The 20,080-nt window shown below is 66.6% G+C and carries 16 protein-coding genes and 1 pseudogene; 5 read left to right on the top strand and 12 right to left on the bottom strand.

What is annotated here, in order from left to right:
- Positions 1-32: 32 nt before the first annotated feature.
- The 6 genes from VD972_RS41010 to VD972_RS41035 form a co-directional block, all read right to left on the bottom strand.
- Positions 33-4,403 carry an Ig-like domain-containing protein gene (locus VD972_RS41010; RefSeq protein WP_324994732.1) on the bottom strand — a complete coding sequence of 1,457 codons (4,371 nt, stop codon included), beginning with the start codon at positions 4,401-4,403 and terminating at the stop codon, positions 33-35.
- Between the two features lie 226 nt (positions 4,404-4,629).
- On the bottom strand, positions 4,630-6,771 hold the full coding sequence (locus VD972_RS41015) for a hypothetical protein (RefSeq protein WP_324994735.1): 2,142 nt from the start codon (positions 6,769-6,771) through the stop codon (positions 4,630-4,632).
- The gene (locus VD972_RS41020) at positions 6,768-7,445 is read right to left on the bottom strand and encodes a toll/interleukin-1 receptor domain-containing protein (protein ID WP_324994737.1); all 678 of its coding nucleotides are present in this window, start codon (positions 7,443-7,445) and stop codon (positions 6,768-6,770) included. The genes VD972_RS41015 and VD972_RS41020 overlap by 4 nt, the downstream gene beginning before the upstream one ends.
- Before the next feature lie 194 nt (positions 7,446-7,639).
- On the bottom strand, positions 7,640-8,722 hold the full coding sequence (locus VD972_RS41025; RefSeq protein WP_324994739.1) for a hypothetical protein: 1,083 nt from the start codon (positions 8,720-8,722) through the stop codon (positions 7,640-7,642).
- Between the two features lie 172 nt (positions 8,723-8,894).
- Positions 8,895-9,098 carry a DNA-binding protein gene (locus VD972_RS41030; protein WP_324994741.1) on the bottom strand — a complete coding sequence of 68 codons (204 nt, stop codon included), beginning with the start codon at positions 9,096-9,098 and terminating at the stop codon, positions 8,895-8,897.
- A 106-nt stretch (positions 9,099-9,204) separates the two neighbouring features.
- Positions 9,205-9,573 carry a hypothetical protein gene (locus tag VD972_RS41035; RefSeq protein WP_324994743.1) on the bottom strand — a complete coding sequence of 123 codons (369 nt, stop codon included), beginning with the start codon at positions 9,571-9,573 and terminating at the stop codon, positions 9,205-9,207.
- Between the two features lie 126 nt (positions 9,574-9,699).
- Here VD972_RS41035 and VD972_RS41040 point away from each other — a divergent pair, with 126 nt between their 5' ends.
- The 4 genes from VD972_RS41040 (at position 9,700) to VD972_RS41055 (ending at position 12,910) form a co-directional block, all read left to right on the top strand.
- Entirely contained in the window at positions 9,700-10,341 is a 642-nt protein-coding gene (locus VD972_RS41040) for a GNAT family protein (RefSeq protein ID WP_324994745.1), read from the top strand.
- 112 nt (positions 10,342-10,453) lie between these two features.
- On the top strand, positions 10,454-11,320 hold the full coding sequence (locus VD972_RS41045) for a M48 family metallopeptidase (RefSeq protein ID WP_324994747.1): 867 nt from the start codon (positions 10,454-10,456) through the stop codon (positions 11,318-11,320).
- A gap of 173 nt (positions 11,321-11,493) precedes the next feature.
- Positions 11,494-12,528, top strand: a complete 1,035-nt coding sequence (locus VD972_RS41050; RefSeq protein ID WP_324994749.1) for a hypothetical protein — start codon at positions 11,494-11,496, stop codon at positions 12,526-12,528.
- 184 nt (positions 12,529-12,712) lie between these two features.
- Entirely contained in the window at positions 12,713-12,910 is a 198-nt protein-coding gene (locus VD972_RS41055; protein ID WP_324994751.1) for a hypothetical protein, read from the top strand.
- Between the two features lie 847 nt (positions 12,911-13,757).
- On the opposite strand, the gene VD972_RS41060 is transcribed toward VD972_RS41055, so the two are convergent.
- The 6 genes from VD972_RS41060 to VD972_RS41085 all read right to left on the bottom strand — a co-directional run bounded on the left by VD972_RS41060 (position 13,758) and on the right by VD972_RS41085 (position 19,099).
- The gene (locus VD972_RS41060) at positions 13,758-14,036 is read right to left on the bottom strand and encodes a hypothetical protein (protein ID WP_324994753.1); all 279 of its coding nucleotides are present in this window, start codon (positions 14,034-14,036) and stop codon (positions 13,758-13,760) included.
- Entirely contained in the window at positions 14,033-14,857 is an 825-nt protein-coding gene (locus tag VD972_RS41065) for an ExeA family protein (protein ID WP_324994755.1), read from the bottom strand. The genes VD972_RS41060 and VD972_RS41065 overlap by 4 nt, the downstream gene beginning before the upstream one ends.
- Positions 14,854-16,212 carry a DDE-type integrase/transposase/recombinase gene (locus tag VD972_RS41070; protein ID WP_324994757.1) on the bottom strand — a complete coding sequence of 453 codons (1,359 nt, stop codon included), beginning with the start codon at positions 16,210-16,212 and terminating at the stop codon, positions 14,854-14,856. Before VD972_RS41070 ends, VD972_RS41065 begins: the two co-directional genes overlap by 4 nt.
- A gap of 131 nt (positions 16,213-16,343) precedes the next feature.
- A complete protein-coding gene (locus VD972_RS41075; protein ID WP_324994759.1) occupies positions 16,344-16,775 on the bottom strand; it encodes a hypothetical protein in 432 nt (143 codons plus the stop codon).
- A gap of 597 nt (positions 16,776-17,372) precedes the next feature.
- The gene (locus tag VD972_RS41080; protein ID WP_324994761.1) at positions 17,373-17,702 is read right to left on the bottom strand and encodes a DUF7668 domain-containing protein; all 330 of its coding nucleotides are present in this window, start codon (positions 17,700-17,702) and stop codon (positions 17,373-17,375) included.
- Positions 17,703-17,719: 17 nt separating this feature from the next.
- The gene (locus VD972_RS41085; RefSeq protein WP_324994763.1) at positions 17,720-19,099 is read right to left on the bottom strand and encodes a hypothetical protein; all 1,380 of its coding nucleotides are present in this window, start codon (positions 19,097-19,099) and stop codon (positions 17,720-17,722) included.
- 831 nt (positions 19,100-19,930) lie between these two features.
- Between VD972_RS41085 and VD972_RS41090 the strand changes: the two are divergent.
- Positions 19,931-20,080 (top strand): annotated as a pseudogene (locus VD972_RS41090) (transposase zinc-binding domain-containing protein); the annotation flags it as partial.

Genomic DNA, 20,080 nt, shown 5'->3' on the forward strand with positions numbered 1-20,080 from the left:
CGGACCGCGATTCCTTTTCCGTAAGCTCCTCATCAGTTGTCCACGGTCACGGTCACGGTGGCGGCGGTGCCCCAGTTGCCAGCCGCATCAACGGCGACGGCTCTCAGCGTGAAGGTACCCCAGGCAATGGACGTGGTGTTCCAGTTGTAGCTGTACGGCGCGCTGGTGTCGGATCCGAGGAAGGTGCTGCCTCGGTAGAACTCCACCCGCGTCACTCCCCGATCGTCCGAGGCCGAGGCCGTGAGGACCACCGCTCCGCTCACGGTCTGCCCTCCCTGAGGCGAGGTGAGGGTCACGCTCGGGGCATCGGTGTCATTGTCCAAGGCGACGGCCACCTCGGACGTACTGGAGTTGCCCGCCGCGTCGTACGCCTTCGCGATGAGCGTGTAGCTGCCGTCCGGCTTCGTCGTGGTGGACCAGCTCATGCTGTAGGGCGCCGAGGTGTCCGTCCCGAGCAGGGTCGCTCCCGCGTAGAACTCCACCTTCGTCACCCCGAAGTTGTCGGTCGCGGTGGCGGTGATCGGCACCACCCCGAACACAGTGGCGCCCGCAGCGGGTGAGGTGATGGACACCGTGGGCGCGACCGTCTCGGGGACGACGGTGACCGTCACCGTGGAGGAGGTCCCCATGTTCCCGGCCAGGTCAAAGGCCCGCGCGCTCAGTGTGTAGGTGCCCGGGGTCACGCTCGTGGTGTTCCAGGTGTAGCTGTACGGCGCAGTGGAGTCGGTCGTGAGGCGAGTGGTGCCTCGGTAGAACTCCACTCGCGTCACTCCCCGATCGTCCGAGGCCGAGGCCGTGAGGGCCACCAGGCCGCTCACTGTCTCTCCGTCCTGCGGCGAGGTGAAAGTCACACTCGGGGCAACGGAGTCATTGTCCAGGGTGATGACGGCCTCGGACGTGCTGGAGTTGCCCGCCGCGTCGTACGCCTTCGCGACGAGCGTGTAGGTGCCTGCGGGGGTCGTCTGGGAGGACCAGATCGCGCTGTAAGGCGCCGAGGTGTCCGTCCCGATCAGGGTCGCTCCCGCATAGAACTCCACCATCGTCACACCGAAGTGGTCGTCCGCGCTGGCGGTGACTGGCACCCACCCGGCGGCCACGGTGGAGCCTGCGGCCGGAGAGGTCAGCGTCACCGTGGGAGCGATAGTGTCCGTCTCCTGGCCGACGGGGAAGACGAGATCATCCCGGTCGTCCGTGGAATAGAAGCTGACCCTGCAGGGCGAGGCGGTGCTGCTGGTCATGAGGTTCCCGCGCACTGCCTGCAGGCTCCCGGACGGGAGGATGTACTCCGCGGTGAGGGTGCGTGCACCGGAGGCGTCCATGGTGAAGGTCGTCAGGTACGTCCACTGCGGACTGGCGGCATTCGCTGCGAAGTACAGGTGCAGCGACCGGTTGTTGGTGGCCCGGACGTCCACCTCGATGCGGACCTTCTTGCCCTCCGCAAGGGATGTCCCGTCCGCGCGTACCACGCGGATGCGGTCGATCGTGTCGAGGTAGGGGTAGGACAGGGCGTTTCCATCTGCGCAGGAGTTGTTGATCGTGTTGGGAGCGTTCAGCTCGGGGTAGGCAGTCCCTCGTCCCTGCGCCAGCGTGAGGCTGTCACACTTGCTGGAGATCGCGCTGCATCGGGGCACCTTCAGCGTCAGATCATAGGACGCATTGCCAGGATTGGAGACCGACACGGTGACGGGGCTGCTCGTGCCCGCATTGCCGACCGGGTCGTAGGCCTTGGCGGACAGGGTGTAGCCACCGTTCAGCAAGGCTCCCGTCTCCCAGGTGAGGGTGAAGGGAGCCGTCGAGTCACTCCCCAGCAGCGTGGTACCCAGGAAGAAGTCCACCCGGGAGACTCCCCGGTTGTCGGTGGCACTGACCTCGAGCGTGACCCCTCCCTGCACCACGGAGCCGTCCGTGGGCTGGGTGAGCGCCACCCCCGGAGCCGTGAGGTCGTTGTCGACGAGGACGGTGACGGGGCTGCTGGTACCCTCGTTGCCGGGTCCATCGTAGGCCTTGGCGGTCAGCGTGTGGCTGCCGTTGGCCACCAGGAGCGTGCTCCAGGCTGCGCTGTAGGGAGCGGAGGTGTCGGTGCTCAGCAGGACGCCGTCCACATGGAACTCCACCTTGGAGATGGCAGAGCGGGCGTCGGTGGCGGAGGCCTGAAGGGTGACGGTGCCCTCCACAGGGACGCCCTCCGCCGGGGAGGTCACAGCCACGTCAGGCGCGGTGCGATCGTTGTCCACCAGCACCGTGACGGGCGCGGAGGGAGAGGAGGAGCCGGCGGCGTCCCAGGCCCGTGCCGTCACCGAGGCGGAGCCGTTGGGCACGCTCCAGGTGTTCCAGGGGACACTGAAGGGAACGGTGGTATCGCTGCCGATTAGCGTCTCCCCGACGAAGAACTCCACCTGCGTCACGGAGAAGTTGTCGTGGGCCGAGGCGCTGAGGTGGAGGGTCTCGGACACCGTGGCGCCGTCAGCCGGGGCGGTGAGGGTTGCGGTCGGCGGCGAAGTGTCCGTCTCGCTCCCGACGACGAAGATGACGTCGTCATGGTCGTCGAGCGTGCCGGGAGAACAGGAGGCGGGGGTGTCTCCGCTGCGGTAGACGCCGCGCACGGCCTGGAGGCTGCCTGCAGACAGGACGAAGTCCGTCGCCAGCACCTGGCGGCCGCTGCCACCCGGGCTGAGCGTGGTCATCAAGGTCCACGTGGGGCTGGTGGCATCGGGAGCGGAGTAGAGGTCCAGCCGCTCGTTGGCGAAGTCGCTGCTGGCCCACAGGGAGGCCTCGATGCGCACCTGCTTGCCACCGGCCAGGAGAGTGCCATCCGGGCGGAACACCCTCAGCCGTTCCAGCGAGGGGCTGCTCTGCCAGGTGCCGGAGGAGCCGTCTGCGCAGGTCCCCCCCAGCGTGTTCGGTGAGTGGAGCTCGGGGCCGACGGTGCCACGGCCCGCCACCAGCCCCACCGTGTCGCACTGGCTGCCGACGGTGGTGCACGCAGGGGCTCCCAGGGCCACGTCGAAGGTGGCATTGCCCCCATTGTCGAGTGTCACATGGACGCCAGCGCTGAAGGCCGTGTTGCAACCCAGGCCATAGGCCTTCGCAGTCAGGACGGCGGGGCCGTTGCTGGCTCCTGCGCTGTTCCACACGACCTCGAAGGGGGCGCTGTTATCGGTGCCGACGAGGCTCCCATTCACGGAGAACTCCACCTTCTTCATGCCGGTGTCGTCCGTGGCCTCGGCCGTGAGCGTCACGGTGCCTGTGAGCGGGGCGCCTCCCCCAGGTGCCGTGAGTGTCACTTGGGGCGGCGTCGAGTCTCCCTGCACCGGGCAGCCGGCATAGAGCAGCAAGTTGGGCGAGCCGGAGCCCGGGTTGATCACCTGGCCCGGCGCGGCCCGAGCCGTCAGCTCCTCCAGCACCGCCTGCGGCGTCGCGGTGGGATTCTCCTCCAGGTAGAGGGCCGCCATGCCGGCCACGTGTGGGGTGGCCATGGAGGTGCCGCTGAGGGTGCCCGTGGCGGTGTCGCTGGCGTGCCAGGTCGAGAGGACGTCCGAGCCAGGGGCGAAGAGGTCCACACAAGCGCCGTAGTTGGAGAAGCCGGAGCGCTCGTCGGTGTGGGTGGTGGCTCCCACGGTGATGGCCAGCGGCGTGCGCGCTGGCGAGTAGAGGCATGCGTCCCAGCTGTTGTTGCCGGCCGCGATGGCGTACACCACCCCCGCGTTGATGGAGGCGGTGATGGCGTCGTCCACCGACTGCATCGCCCCGCCACCGATGCTCATGTTGGCCACTGCCGGTTTCACGTGGTGGGTCGTCACCCAGTCCACGCCGGCGATGATGACCGACCAGGGGGCCGTTCCGCCGCAGCCCAGCACACGGACGGCATGCAGCTTCACGTTCTTGGCCACGCCCCAGGTGGTGCCGCCCACGGTGCCCGCCACGTGGGTTCCGTGGCCGTTGCAGTCGTTGGTGCCGGTGCCATCGTTGAAGGCGTTGAAGCCCGAGAACGCGCGGCCGGTGAACTCGGCATGGGTGATGCGGATGCCGGTGTCCAGGATGTAGGCATTCACCCCGCTGCCCGTGGCGCCGTAGGTGTAGACGGTGTCCAGCGGCAGGTGGCGCTGATCAATGCGATCCAGACCCCAGGGGGCGTTGCTCTGGGTGTCGCCCAGGGAGGCCTCGGCATCCTCCTCCACGTAGCGAACGCGCGGATCCGCGGCGAGGGCGTAGGCGGCAGCCTCGGTCATGGAGACGGAGAACCCCTTGAGGGCGTGGCGGAACACGTGGTGGAGACGGGCCCCGTGCGCCTTGGCGATGTCCCCTGCCAGCTTGTCGACCTGGGCCCGAGGGACGTTCTTGTCCTCCAGCACGACGATGTAGCGGCCAGGCAGGGCGTGGGGCGTCTTGATCAGCTTGCCCACCCTCAGCTTCTGGCCCGTTGATACTGCGACGACCGGTTTTGGGGATTCGCTCTCGAGCGGCAGCTCACACCCCGCGAGAGTCAGGAGCATCCCTACCAGGAGAATGCTGGCCAGCCGCATTTTTGCTCCTTCCAGGCCTGGAGGATTGACAGGCGCGGCCTCCGACGGGCAGAGGTGATTTTCAGTTAATTTGTGGAAAACACTTATTCCTGGATCGCGCCCCTGGTCAAGCGGGGGAGAAGGAGGGCCCTGAGGAGGAGTACATGTTTTCCCACCCCTGCAGAGGCCAGGCGCCGTCCGTCCGGGGAGAACGCTCCACGATATAAAGTCGGCATGAACGCGCCGAACCGTGTGTGGGGCTAAGCCATGCCGCGAGGAAAGGAGGGCGGAGGGCGGGGCCTCGGGAGAGGCAGGGCGCTCGGGTCCTTGTCGTGCCATCGGCCGAGCTGGTGAGCACCCGCGAGGAATCCGCGCTGAAGACGACGCTCTGAATCACATCAGTGTGCCCGCGCAGCGTTGCAATCTCCGACAGCTTCTCCGCATCCCAGATCCGCGCAGCCGCTTGAACGGGAGCGGTCACAAGGCGCTTCCCGTTCGGGCTGAAGGCGGCGTAACGCATTCCGCCTTCGTCACGATCGAAGACTGCCAGGGCCTTGCCGGACTCCGCATCCCAGACCCGAACGCTGCCGTCCAACGAGGCCGTGGCCACCCGCCCGCCGTCCGGACTGAATTCCGCGTGAAATATGGCGCTGACATGACCCCGCAGCACACGCACCAACGCCCCACTCTCGAGGTCCCATAGGCGCACCACCCCATCGTCCGAGCCGGTGACGAGCCGCCGCCGGTCGGTGCTCATGCCCGCCGCCCAGAGCTCGCGAGAGTCGCTGCGCAGAACCCAGTGCTCGCGGCCGTCGCTGGCGTCCCAGACGCGCGCAGTCCCGTCGAAGGAGGCCGTCACAATCCTGTCTCCCTTCGCGCTGTAGCCGGCGAACCCGATGCGGGAGCCATGTCCGCGGAGCGTGGCGATGCTGCCGCCGCTGGAGACGTCCCAGACAGTCACGGCGCCGTTGACCGTCCCGGTCACGAGGCTCTTCCCGTCCGGGGCGAACACAAGCGCCGTGACCGGGCCGACGGATTCGCCAAGCACAACGGGCTTGTCCCGGCCTGAAAGGTCCCAGACGACCGCTGGCCCGGATCGGGCGGCCAGCGCCGCTCGACCGCCGTCTGGGCTCAGCGCCGCCACGAGGAGGCTCTGGGGCTTTCCTCGGAAGAGGCCCTCTTCGCGGCCGTCCGCGGTCCAGATCCGCGCCGAGCCGTCAGTCGATGCGGTCACGACCTGCTCTCCATCCGTGCTGAACGCCGCTGAGTTCACAGAGTGTGTGTGGCCCCGCAGGACAGCGATCTCGTGTCCGCTGGTCGCGTCCCACAGCCTTACAGAGCCATCCGTGGAGGCCGAGAGGATGCGGCTGCCGTCCAGGCTGAAGGCGAGGCTGCTGATATTGTCGGTATGACCGCCGAGCGTCAGCGCGTCGCTCCAACGCTCCGGGCCGGACTGAGCCCGCGTGGCGATGCGCACAATGCCGTCCCTTGTGCCCGCTACGAGCCGGGAACCGTCTGGGCTGAAAGCGACGACGTTAACCATCGCTGCGTGTTGCGAGAGCGTAGCGATCTCCAGGCCACTGTCGCTGTCCCAGAGTCGCACACGCCGGTCGCTCCAGGTCGTTGCGAGTCGGCTTCCATCCGGGCTGAACTGGCTCAAGAGGGCTTTGGCTCCCTTGACGGCAAGGAAGCGTTTCTCCGCGCCCTCGGCAATTGACCAGATCCGCGTGCCCTCGCTCGAAGCCGTCGAGAGGCGGGTTCCGTCATGGTTGAACGCAACGGCTCCGCGGACCGACGACACGCCATCGAGTTCCACGACTGGCTCGCTTTCGCCGGTGCGCCAGAGGTGCATCGTCTTGTCGTTGGAAACCGTCGCGATCATCGACGCGTCATGGTTGAGAACGATGCTCGCGACGCGCTGCTGGCCCGTTCTCGCACTCCAGGCCAGTCGTCGCTCCTCGAGGTTCCATCCGCGCAGGTATCCGTCGGGGGAACCGGTCACGGCAAGCTTCCCGTCCTGACTGAACGCCGCGACCGACAGCGGCTTGTCACCATCGCGGAGTTGGACCCGCTGCTGTCCTGTCTGTGCATCCCACAGCCGAAGGCTCCCGTCGAACGAGGTGGTCACAACCACATGCTTCTCGCCTGCAAACGCCGCCGCCGAGATCCCCTTCTCGTGACCCACGAGCGGGAGGCTGTCGTTCGCGGAGTGGAGCACGGCTGCCAGCACATTCCTGTATTCGCTGGCGTTCTTCGGAGAGGCCTTCATGCCGGCCAGCGCATAGCGGGCGGCCAGCGGATAGTCGTTGCGCCGGACGGCGTCCCATCCGCGCTCGGCGAATACCCGGCCCAGTGCGGCGCGGGTCTCGGCCTCGCGCTGCAGGGCGAGACCGCGCTGCCGCCACCCTTCCTGAAGTCGGCAGCGATCGGCTCGTTCGGGTCCAGATCCGAGGAGACCGCACCCTGGGCGTCCAGCCGCATCACCAGAGCGCGGGGGAAGCATTCCTGCGTTGCCTCCGAACCCGGGCGGCGCGAGGCGTGCGGCTCTCCCGCTGCGATGACCGGGAAGATCCGGTCTCCCTTGCCCAGCTCCTTGAACAGGCGAATCTCTTCATTGACATAGTCGCTGGCCGCCGAGCTCGGCGAGCACAGCACGATCAGGGCGTCGGAGCGCTCCAGAGCGTCGCGAATTCCGACCCTCAGATTGGGTACGACGGCGAGGTCAGACCTGTCGCGAAACACCTTGCCAATCCGCCGTCCGATCCTTCCCCGGCCGACGTCCCGCCCCTCCAGCGCTCTCGGCGTCCTGTAGGATTCCAGCCGCTTCTGCAGCCAAGCGCCAAGCTCGCCATCGGCATGCGAATAGGAAATGAAGGCCGCATAGCGGTCCGGGGTCGTCCCGGCCGACGTCGACCCGCTGATTGCCGTGGTGGAGTCCACCATCACCCCTCTCGCAGGTGGCAGCTCATCATGCCACGCGCCACCCCGCCAGCGCACCGAGGCGGCTTGCACATTGCATCAGTTGCCGCAGCCTGGATTCGCCGCCGACCCGCTGCCACCGCAGCCGGAAGAGGCGAGTGTGCCGCCTTTAGCAGCGGCGAGGGTGGAGCCGCATGTACCTCGAGCGATCCCACTCCTTATTTCGCATTCGGGGGTTTGAGTCGGGCAGCCAGCGTGATCATGATGTTGCGGTCCACGTTGCCCAGTTTGGCGGCGGCCAGTGCGTCAGCGAGTTGTGCCGAGCTGAAGACGCCGATGTCGCCGACGATCGTCTGGCTCGTAGTCCAGCGGTGGGCGAGGGTACCGAGTTGAGCGTGGGTCAATGAGTCAAAAGCGGCCTGGAGCGTCGCCGAGGCCAGGCGAAGGCGCTCGGCCTGGGTGAGCTCCAGGTGTGAATCGAGATCGTTGTAGTCAGGGTCTCCCCCGTAGAGGAACATCTGCGCGGCCATCTTCGCCCGCTCCAAGGCGGCTCTGATATCGCTGCTCGCGTGCGTCCCCACGCCGGTCTTCCGCCATACGAACATGGGGCCGTTGAGGGTGCAGACGCACTCTTCCTGGAGGCCGAGCTGCGGAAGGAACGAGACGAGCGAGCCATAGCTGGTGTTCGTGACGTACAGGCCGTCTCCCGTCAGGTGCGGCAGGACCCAGTCGAGATCGTTGGTGGCCGAGGTCTCCCAGAAATCCTTCTCGAAGAAGACGTCAAAGCGAAACTCCGCGTTGTCTTCGAGGAACTTTTTGGAGCCGCCGATGACGAGGATGAGGATCCGGGTCTCATCGCGAAAATCGAACTTCCAGCCGACCACCTTTTTGGGGTCGACCTTCGTGATCTTCAGCTGCGTCATCGCCTTTCCGAGCTCCTTGCCTGAGAGGCGCGCCCCGTTTTCCACGCGCGGTGCGGCCAGCAGCATGTCAAAGCTCTCTACCAGTGAGGGGTTGACGTCGACGAAGACGAAGCGGGTGGCGCGGGTGGCCGTGGCGAACAAGGCATGGAGCAGGTCATCGCCAGATCCCGGGTAGAAGACGACGAGCGGTCGGTGCGGGCACTTGTTGAGCACCATGGAGTTGATGACGTTGAGTCCTTTGGACCGGTCCTTCTTTACGCCCCAGTCCGCTTCGTCGGGTTGCGCCACGACGATGCGAAACGCCTCGAACTGGCCCGGCTTCGCCGGGGTGTGGATCACGCAAATCCCGGCCTGACAGAAGATGCAGTCTTGGGGCATGCCTCGACGATATGCGTGGGATCGACGGCCGGCCAAACGCCGGCGCCACGGCCCAGCAACGGAGTAGGAGGCTCACATGGAAACGGGCTGGGAGACCCACATGGCCTCCGACCCGTCATCCAGTGGTTCCAACCACTTCGTTGACCCCGGGCGGCCTTACCCACGCACCGGGCTACTTGTCCGCGAAGGACAGGCCCTTGGCCTCGAGGGCCTCGCGCAGCAGCCTGATGGCCTTCGGCCCTACGCCGTGGATCTGCAGGAGCTTGGCCTCGCTCACCCGGGTGAGCTGCTTGAGCCGCGTATAGCCGGCGAGCGCGAGCTCCCGCCGCGCCACCTTGCCTATGTTGGGGAAGTCACTGCCCTGCTCTGTCGCCACGGTGATTCCTCCTCGCTCCCAGAAGGCCGACGCCAGCGGCCCCGCGCAGCACCGTGCCATGCGCTCACGATCACCGGCAACAGCCTTCCTCTCCCGCGCGAACGTCTCAAGGCTCCTCATCGAGAATCGCGAGCGCAAGCGGCTTCGCCTCGCGGTTCAGGTTGATCGGAGTCACCCCACGAATCCGCTGGATCGACTGGCGGTCTCCAAGCAGGGCGAGCGCCAGTGCGGCAATCGCCTGCTCGTTCAGCGAGTTCGTCATGGCGAAGCCCGGCTCGAGGAAGACACGGCGCAGCGTAGCAATTGCGCCGTGATCCCCAGCCAGCGCACGTTCGATCGCGTCGTCGAGTTCGTCATACGCACTGCGCACGCCGCCCTCCCAGGGCAGGGGCGGCTCGCGAAGGCGCAGGTGCTGTTCCAGGATCGAGCGAGCACGGTCGATGAGGCGCTGCTTCTCCGCAGAGGGCAGATGCATGCGCGAGCGTAGATACATCCGTACGGGAGGGACAAGGGCCCACCTGGCCGTGGAGGGTTGTCCAGGTTGATTTTAGCGGTAGTCGGAGCAGCGCCTTGGGGCTGTCCGGGCAGTAGAATCCACTGAATGAGCACGCCTGCCGCGACGATCTCGCATCCTCCCTACCTCCTGCGAACACCGCGCCTCATCCTGCGCTGCATGCAGCCAGAGGACGCAGCGCGCCGGAAGGAGGCCGTGGACTCCAGCGGAGAGCACCTGGACACCTTCTTTCGTACCAGTCCCGAAGGGCGCCTGTCGCTGGATGGCCACGCGGCGCATATCCGCAAGTCCCGCGGAGGCTTCGATCTGGATCAGGATCGCGTCTACGGAGCCTTTGAGCCGGAAACAGGGCGGCTGCTGGGCGAGAACTTCCTGCTCAAGCGGGCCGGCCTCGGTGCGCTCGAGGTGGGCTACTGGCTGCGCCGCGACGCGCTCGGCAAGGGGATCGCCACGGAGATGGCCTCGGCGATGGTCAAGACCGCCTTCGAGTTCGACAAGGTGCTGCGCATGGACCTGGTGTGCAATCCCGCCAACGAGCGGAGCGCGGCGGTGGCGCGCCGGCTGGGGTTCACGTTCGAGGGACGACTGCGTGACAGGCAGATCGCGGCGCACCACATCCGAGGCGACATCCTGTGCTTCACCCTGCTGTCCACCGAGTATCCACAGACTGCTGCGAGTCAGCTCCAGCTCGAGGCCTTTGACTTCCTGGGACGGCAAGTGACCCCATGAGCGGGTGGCATCCATCAGCGGGGTCGGTGGTGCGGGCGGGAGGTGGTAGAGTGGCCGTCTTCGCGTCTCATGGGCGCGCCGTCTTCAACCTCCACTCGCAACGAAAGTAGCCATGCAGCCGACTTCCTCCAAGCAGAGTCCCTATGCGCAGCCGATGGGTTCACCGACCGACGGCCTGGCGCTGACGCCCGCGCAGGCGCTGAAGAACAGCACCCGGGGCTCGCTGCCCTCGTTCGCTTTTCCTGAGGTGCCTGTCCAGGCCAGCCAGCACGTGGCGTCGGGCACCGGCCTGTACACGACCATCGGCTACCTCGTGCTGGTGTCCGTCGCGCTCGTGGCCACGATCAGCTCCATGGGGGGCGCGCTCGTGGTCATGGCCATCGGCGCGATCGTCGGCTGGTTCCAGGCTCGGAGGGTCCGCGCGCTGATCCGCGGCTCCGGCGTGCAGGTCAGCGCAGCGCAGCTCCCGGAACTGCACGCCGTCGTCGAGTCGTTCTCCCGCCGGCTCGGGCTGGCAGTCCCCCCCGAGGTCTACATCGTCGAGGAGAGCGTCCAGAACGGCTTTGCCGTGAAGCTGGGGAAGAAGGACATCATCCTCCTCACCGATGACATGGTCTGGGGCGCGCTGCAGAGCCGCGATCCGCGGGCCTTGGGTTTCATCGTCGGTCACGAGCTGGCGCACGTCGCGTTGAGCCACACCGGCTCGGTCCGCAGCATCCTCCGGACCATGTTCAAGCCGCTTGCGCGCGCCGACGAGTTCAGCTCGGACAATGTCGCCGCGCAGCTGGTGGGTGATCCGCAGATTGCCATCCACGGGCTCACCCTGCTGACGGTCGGCCCCCAGCTCATGGGGTACATCAATGACCACGCGCTGCTCCAGCAGGTCCAGGAGGTGTGCGCGGACGGCCTCTCCAAGAAGGCCGAGCGCAACCTGTCGCACCCGCTGCTGCTGCGCCGGATCGGCAACCTGATGCAGTAGCAGTCCCTCTGAGAGCGCCTCCCGGCCCGTCGGAATCCCGCGCTGGGCACTCCGAATCAAGCCTCCGAGTCGAAAGACTCGGGGGCTTCTTCTTTTCTTGGGATGGAGGCCGGGTCAGGTCCTCATCTAGGTCGAGCCTGAATCCCTCAGCTCGCATTGCGGCGAAGGTCCCCATGAATTTCAAGCTCTTGGTCTCGGTGATGGTCTCCCTCTCCCTGTTCGGTTGTGGAGGCGCCGAAGCGCGAGCCCCGGCGGAGTCCGACGCGCTGGGCACGGCTTCCCAGGCGATTTCGGTGAACGAGAACAGCGGCTTCTTGGTGGTCTACAACGTGAACTACGAGAACCTGCCGACCGCGAGCGAGCAATGCGCGGGGGACTGGCAGGACCTCATCTATTACATGAAGGCCCAGACGTACTCGCCGGACGTCTTCATCGTCCACCAGATGAGCGGCTCTGGCCAGGCCGCCACTCTCGCGCAGTTCATGGAGGACAACCTGCCCGGGCAGTATGCCTCCATCGTGGCCGAGGCGAATCCCGCGCCCATGAACAGTCCCTGTGGCCCCGCGAAGGATTACCAGACCAACGCCATCATCTATCGCACCGGGCGCCTGCAGCCCATCTCGGGCACGAAGGAGACGTGGCAGGTCTACAAGGGCGCGAACGGCTCGTGCGTGATGAACACCCAGGCGCGCTCCATCGGTGTGCGCATGGCCTTTACGGACCTCGTCACTCACAAGAAGGTCGTCCTCGGCTCGGCGCACTGGCCCACCATGCAGGAGGGCCCGGCCTCGGACGCCGGGTGCGCCGAGAAGAACATCCAGCTCACGGACACGAAGATGCGGGGTATCAGCGGCGCCAACCTGATGGTCTGGGGTGTCGACTCCAACGAGAGTGATCACGGCAGCAACGGCTACAAGGACTGGTACAACCAGGCGAACTCCCAGATTGCCAGCACGATCAACTACAGCTGGAACGATCCGATCTACGAGGCCTGTTCGGGGAGCCGGAGCTGCCTCGAGGACAACTGGACGGGTGGGTCAGGTGCCCGCATCGACTTCCTCTTCTTCAATGCGGCGGCGACCTCGTCGCATGGCCATACGGTGACCTACAACGAGGGAGATGCCGCAGACGTGCAGTTCACCGGGGCCGACCGGGACGATCTCAACTACTCGGGCCACCGCGCCATGAGCGCTCGCATCTATTACTAGCGAAGGCGAGCCAGTCCGGCAACCTCGAGACGTGTACCCTCAGCAATCCGTCCGCCAGCACCTGGTATGCCTGCTCTTACGACTACAGCGCGTATACCCAGGTGATGATGAGAGGGACCTACTGAGCCGGGACGCTCCGGTCATGCGACCCAGAGTGCGTGAGCGTGCCGGGATGGGGGCTTCCATGGATGACGAGATCTTCTCGGCGCGGAGAGTCCTCGGGCTCAAGCCGCTGCTCCTGCGGGAGGGGCGACTGCTCCTGCGGGAGGATGACGAGGAGCACACGGGGCTCGCCGTGCTCCAGGAGAGGCGGGGCCGCTGGCTCCCAGTCGGTGGCTGTTCAACCCCAGGTTCATTCCTGGGGAGGCGCCTGGGACGCTGATCCTCAACACCTCGGATGGGCAGGCCATGCAGCTCTCCCCACGCGTTCACGCCGCAGGTCAGTCCCCAGACCTCCGCGGGTCGGACGGTGGCCTTCCTGCGCATGGAGGAGGGGGCTGAAGGACACGGCAGCGGGGACGCAGGTGGTGGCCCTCCAGCGAGGCGCCGAGGGGTGGACGGTGCGAGGGACTCTCGCCCTCTACAAGAAGGTTCAGATGCTGGCGATCGCTCCCCGGAGCCAGACCGGTCTTGGAGCCTTCCCTGAGCCGTGGGCGCACAGCCATTCACTCCTGCACCCGATCGCTGGTGACTCGAGCCCCAGCTGGTGACTTCAGTCACCGTTGGGGACCTCGCCGCGAACTCCGAGGAGCAATGCCGACCCTGTGAGATCAACGACTTCCGCTAACCACTGTGTGGCACAACTTTCAGTGGTTTGCTGGGGAGGTGGGCAAGAACCTGTGGTTCATCCCGGGTCTCAGCAATGTCATGACGGGGATTGGTAACTCGGAGGGTGGATTCCTGGGGGCCCTCGAGGGAGCGGCGGGCGGGGTTCTCCAGACCTGGAAAGGGGCCGCCGAGGGAGTCCTCGATTCCGTGAAGACTGGCAGGATCAACCCTGTCTCCTTGGGACTGGGCGCTTACACGGGTGCGCTGGGACAGACCGAGGCCGCCCCCCAAGCGGTGAAGGATCTCGCCAACCTGTTCTGACGCAACGCTCAGGGCGCATCGAGGCCCGAACAGGGTGTTACCGAGCGGGCTCATTGATGGACGAGTGAGCGGGCTGGTTGATGGCCATCATCGAGGACGAGCGGTGTCGTTCACATCGATGATGGCCACCGGGTGGGGCCTCAACCCAGATCAGCGATCGGCCTGCAGGCATCAACCTGACGCAGCGCAGCGCAGTAGCGGTCGAGGGTGGTCTGCAGCCCACGGATCTGGAGGACGAGGGCGTCGGCGACGAAGGCCTGAAGGCCGGGGCAGCCCTGCTCCGGGAAGTCTGCGGACAGCAGATCGCCATGCACGGCAAGCAGTGCGTTGGAGGCGACAGCGAGCGCGGCGTCGAGCAAGGCCAGAGCGGCCAGCTCCGGCGCCTCGCAGAGGGCGTGAGGAGTGGGGGTGGAGATCATGAGCGCTCCGCCGAGTTGCTCGGCTCGGCATCGAGCAGGCGCGCCAGCACGTCGCGCTCGACGAGCTTCTTCTTCCTGCGAGCCGCTTCGCGCAGAGCGCTGGTGGCCAGCCGATCGATGTCTCGGAGGGCGCCGCAGGCCGCCTCGTGAAGCATGGCCAGAGCGTCCGAGGCAAACAGTTCGCGCTGGCAGCCGGCACGAGAGAGGCGCACACGCAGGTACTCGGCAGTGTCCTCGGGGGTAAGCGGGTCGATGCGCAGCCGGGTGTGCAGGCGCGAGTAGAGGCTGCGGTGGTGACGGCGAGAGAGGCGGTGGTCCAGATCCGGCAGCCCCACCAGCACCAGGGAGAGCAGGGCCTTGGAGTCCCACTGGTAGTTGAGCAGGATGTGCAGGTGGTCGAGCACGTCCTGGTGCAGCAGGTGGGCCTCGTCCAAGAGGAAGACAGGGTGCAGGCGCTCCTGGCCGAGCTGCTCGACATGGGTGGCCACCGAGTAGAAGACGGCGGCGGCGGTAGCCGAGGGGGTGAGCCCCAAGGCCAGACACAGCTGACGGTAGAAGTCGCGCCGGCCCAACGTGGCGTTATGGCAGTAGGTGAGCCGGAAGCCGGCCTGAGGCAAGCGCTGGCGCAGCGCACGCAGCACGCAGGTTTTGCCCACGCCGGGCTCACCCACCAGGGAGACGGAGGCGCGCTGGTGCAACGCCTCGCACAGCTCGTCCACGAGCGAGAGCTTGGAGGAGGGCAGCCACAAGTCGGCGTCCGAGAGTTCCTTGGAGAAGGGCGGCTCGCGCAGCTCGAAGTGGGCCAGGTATGCAGGCGTCATCGCTCCACCTCCGGGGCGTGCTCAGGCAACTTGCCCAAGGCCTTGTCCAGCAGGGCCTTGGGCGGGTCGAAGGCGGCAGGCAGGGGCGCGCTCTCTTCCAGGTGGGGCCATTTCCAGGGACGCTTGCGGCGAGAGTTGCGCACCGGATCCACCGGGTGCACCTCGTAGCGGCGCCCCTCATGCTCCACCCAGGGCTTCTCACTCAAGTCCACCAGGCAGTGACACAGGGTGACGATGCGGCCTGCCAGATGGCCGGCCTCCAACTCCCAGTCTTTACCGGCGATCCGTACGGAGGTGTCGCGGCGTACACGGCGACGGGAGCGCACGGTGAGGGCCTTTCGCAGCTGCGCCTCGTCGAAGTCGATCGGCGCTGGCCGCAGAGAGTCGAAAGCCCGCTGGGGGTAGGAGCCCAGCAGGCCGGCGTGGGGGGCACGGTGGTAGTGCGCGTCCAGGAAGGCCCACAGCCGGACATTCACCTCGTGCAGAGACGAGAGGCTGCCGAGGAAGTCCAGGCAGCCCTCGCGCAGCGTGCGCCAGAAGCGCTCCATCTTCCCCCGGGCCTCTGGATCATAGGGGCGGGCATGCAGCAGGCTCACCCCGAGCCGGGAGCAGGCGGTGGCCAGAGTCTCGCCGCGGTAGGTGCTGCCGTTGTCCAGGTAGAGCGCGTCCGGCTTGCCATAGCGGCGCAGGGCGCGCACCAGCAGCCCAAGCATGTCCACCTCCCGCTCGGTATGCAGCGCCTCGAGGGACACCACGTAGCGGCTGGCGTCGTCCAGCAGGGCGTGAATGCGCAAGGGCCGGCCCTTGCCCTGCACCTGCAGGGTGGGGCCATGGCACACGTCCCCGTGCCACAGGGCCATGGGGCGCTCGGCCTGCCAGCGCAGCCGCGTCTTGCTGGAGGTGGCCTCGCGCAGGCCTACCTTGTCCAAGCCCGCCTCGGTGAACAGCCGCCGCACGGTGGTGGCCGACACCTGCGCCTTGTCCATGCGCCCGTCCGCCGTAAGCGTGCGCAGGATGACGGGCACCGAGGCATGGGGGTGCTCGCGGCGGATCTCCAACAGCAGCTGGCGCACCTGGGCCGGCAGCGCCTGCGCCCGACCCTTGTCCGAGCGCGCACGAGGCGTGAGCCCCTCGAGCCCCCGCCGCTGCCAGGCGTAGTACCACCGCTCCAACGTGGCCACCGAGTACTGGCGGGTGGACTGCGCTCCCGGTGGACGGAAGCGCTGGCGCGACAGCTGCGTCAGCGCCGGGCGCAGCTGGCCTTGCTCCAACTGGGCCTGGGTGAGTGAACCGATGATGCCGTGGCGGAACACCGCCACCGCCTCGGCGGGGGTGTTGGGGGACAGCTCTTTCATGTCTCTCTCCTCAGCCCTCCTCATGGGGGCCAGCCATCCACCCTATCCACCGCCTCCCGCCCCGAGCAGGCAACCTCTCAGGTAGGTAGGGTTTACAGGCCTCTTCCCCGTGCGGCTGAACCGGCTCCCCCTCACTGAGCGCGCGCGGCGCCGTGGAACACTTGCACTACCAGCGGCAAGGGCTTGAGCGACGGCAGCGCGTAGCCCGCAAGCACCGAGGCGCACCGCCCGGCCACTTGGCGCACGGGGCCCTCTGCCACTCGCCCGTGCACGCTCTGCCAGAGCCGACCTTCCACTGCTGCCTCGCACCAGCGCCTCAGCGTCACCCACCGGCCGCTCGACGTGGCGCCTACCACCTGCCAGGGGCTCACTTGCTGCCGGGCCTGCCACGGCGACAGCAGCAAAAGCCCGAACAGCGCCAGCGCCAGGCCTATGGCCGCCGCCCCGTACATCCTCTTGTGCAGCACCTCGGCCGGCGTCACCGTCACCACCGCTCTGCACCGGATGCAGCGATAGCGCCTGACTCGGATGACGTGCACCTGCGCGGCAGCGCCCACACTCAACGGACCCCATATCTGCCTCCCTCGGGTCCCGTGCCCTTGCACCACCACCGATCCGCCTATCGGGCAGCTCGCTGCCCCGCAGCAGGGACAGTGCGAAGGGCGCACCTGCTCGACCGAGGGCACTTGCTCGCGCCAGAGCTTGACGTCCACCTCGCTTCGGATGATTCCTTGCTCGCTCCGCTCTTTCACTCGCGTTCCTGCGGAGCCCCGCTCTGGAGCGTGCTGCTATCACGCTCCAGAGCACTTTCACCGCACTCCTGCGGCGGCTGGCGCCCGGCGCCCCGTGCTCCGTCCTTTCGCCTTCCTGGCTACCTCACTCAGCCTGCACCGCCAGGATCCGGCTGGCTGCGGGCATCCGTCTCGCCTGCAAGACCGCTACCCGGCAAAGAGCCGGATCGCTGGAAGGCCTGGATCCCTCAATCACCGTGCTCGGTAACAACGCCCACGGGGCACATGCGGCCCCATACCACTTCGCGTAGCCGGTGCCCTTGGCCTCGGCGGTGCCTTCGGGGGCTCCCGTCACCTGTGCCTGATAGCAGCGCGACTGCTCGGGCATGTACTCGTCCACCTGGAACCATTTCCCTGGGCCACCAGCTCCTAAAGAACGTGCAGATCGTCCACTTCGACTGTGTAGGTTTCGCCCTGCTTGATCGCCGTCACCGAAAGTGTCAGGTCGCTGCGGCCTTCCTCCCGGGTCCACAGAGGTACATCAAGGGTGACCGCATCCGGCTGAGACGTCTGCTCATAGAACTCTACAAGCATCTCACCGTCAGCTGGCAAGGGAACAAGAGTCCGCCCATACTGCTCGACAGCAGTTCTCAGCTCCGCCTCGGTCAGGCGCCCTGCTCGACCATCCGCTGCGATCTCCGCATACCGTCCTGCCGCCAGATCCTCTATCAGGCGCCGAACCTGACCCATCAATTTCATGTCCACAGTGCGGCCTCCTACCGATTGCCGGGGATTCTGGTCGGTGTTGATGGCGTGACGCCGATCGATTTGAAGTAGTCATCGGCGCGGCCAATAAGCGTTTGCGCCTCCTCATGAGACAGTCCTACGCGTCGCAGGGCCTCATAGGCGATCCTGCGCTCGTCAGCATAGGTCCCTCCCCCGGCCTGACGCTGAACCTGAGTCGCCTCATAGTGTGCAGTGCCAACGCGCGTCGCTGGACCCTTCAGTTCAACAGCAGGGGCTGCACGACTGTCATATCCGGGCAGATCTCGAACGGCGGCATCTTGAATCACATGGTGGGCGTCCTTGATGCCAGCATTCTTGAGCTCACCGTAAGTTCCTGCTCTGAATCTTCCTACGGCGCTGCTGCTTGAACTGGCGCGAGCCGCCATGGCGACTGCGTTGGGAGCCAGCGCGATGGTGACACCCTCGGCAGTGATGGCGACCGACTCCACCTGAGCCAGAGCAGGGGCCGTAAAGCGGATGTTCAGCTGCGTCTCGGCCACCACTGCCGCCTGCCCGGCTCCCGGCAACTTCGGCAGCGCCGCCGCCATGCCCGAAGCCGTGTTCCCCAGAGCCACCGTGCCCAGCATGACGAAGGCTCGAGCTGCCTTCTCCCCCATCGTGTCCCCAAACTTCTCTCCGGACGCGTAGATGCCATCGAAGGTGGTGGCCTTATCCACTTCCTTCATCAGCACCAGCCACCCATCAATGAGGCGCCACACCGTGTCCCAGCCCAGGTAGGCCATGGCCCCCAGCGTCATCAGCGCGGCGATGCCCTTACTCACCGGCTCGGGCAGTGCGAGCAAAATGGCATACATGGTCAGGCCACCCACCACTGTCGCCACCACCGCCTGGGGGCTCACCATCCGGGCGAGTTCCTCCTTCATGGCCCCCAGCACCTTGCTGTGAGCAATCGCCATGGCCAGCGCGTACTTGGCATCCCCATCCAGGAAGGGCTTGTCCACCAGCAGGCGCAGGCAATCTCCGCCTCCCCACCTTTGCTCGCACCACAGCAGGTAGCGGCGCTTCAGCTCTTCGTCCTCGGGCAACAGGCGCAGGTTCCTGGTGCTCCCCGGCGCCGAGGCCATGAGGCGCTGGCTCCTGCCCTCGTACCGGTACCAGCCGCTTCGCTCGGGCACTCCGAACAGCCGCCCGGCGTACTCCAGGGGACGCTCCACGGCTGGCACGGAGAGGGCATGTTGCGCGACGGCCTTCTTGAACTCCTTTTCGCTCACCGCCGCCGGCTCCACGTCGCGGCGCGGAGTGTGGACGATGGGCTCGCCCTGACCTGTGTCCAAGCGGACGACGCCCTTCGTTGAGGCGCTGCACCCTGAGAGGAACGCGCACAGCAGTATAATCGCCCAGCGCCGCATGTGGAGCCTCTTGAAGTTGGCCCCCACGCGTCGGGAGCACCGCCCGAGATTACAGGTGCGCCATGACAGGCCCGTCAATCACGGGGGCTCGTGGACACCTGGAGCGGAGGGAACGTCACCCCGTCGACCATGGCGAAACGCGCTTCCTCCTCCCCGCACGTGACGGGTTCCTCCTGCCACACCGGCAGCACGGGCAGCTCACGTCCGACAGGGCCCTCTGCTCCCGCGTGCGACATGGGTGCAACACGTATGGAGCCAGCATCTAACCATCTGTAACTGCTGAGTAAGACAGAGGAGGCGGCGGGAATCGAACCCGCCACCTCCAGCGCGGGTCTGCTGTAGCTTGCTCTCGCAGGCCCCGATCCCCACAAGCAGGCAGGGGCTCCATGGGGGCCCGTGGGAGGCGGACGATAGCGTGTGCCCTGACGAGGTGTGGCTGGGGAGGGGCAGGTGGGAACGCACGGGTGGGCGTACCGGCGAAGGCAGCCGGAGGGGACGGTGCTGTACGTGGCGGTGCGGGAGAACCTGGCCACATTGCTGGCGGAAGCCAGCTAGCACCAAACGCGCGGAAGGGCCGAAACGGATGACCTGAAGAGTTCCGATGCCTCAGAGGGAGGATCCAGCATGTCCCCTCTGGGGCTCCGGAACTCCCATGTGAACCATAAACGGGCCGTTTGCGCGTTTGGTGCTAGTGGACTGTCCGCGAAGTTTTTCAACATAGTCCCGAGGAGCAAAGAGCCCTGAGCCAGCGGGCAGCGCCCAGAGGCACTGATGCGACTATGTCGAATTATTTCGCGGACACTCCACTAGCTAGGGCGCGGCCTGCCCCGGTACGTGGAACGGGACTTCGCTAGGTACCTGGAATGCGGAGTGCTGGCGCACGGCTTCGCGCGGGTGCGCTGCGAGAGTTGCAAGGACGAGCTGCTCGTCGCCTTCTCGTGCAAGGGACGAGGGGTGTGCCCGTCCTGCAACGCGAAGCGG

Source organism: Hyalangium sp., from assembly GCF_035629615.1.
GTDB lineage: Bacteria > Myxococcota > Myxococcia > Myxococcales > Myxococcaceae > Hyalangium.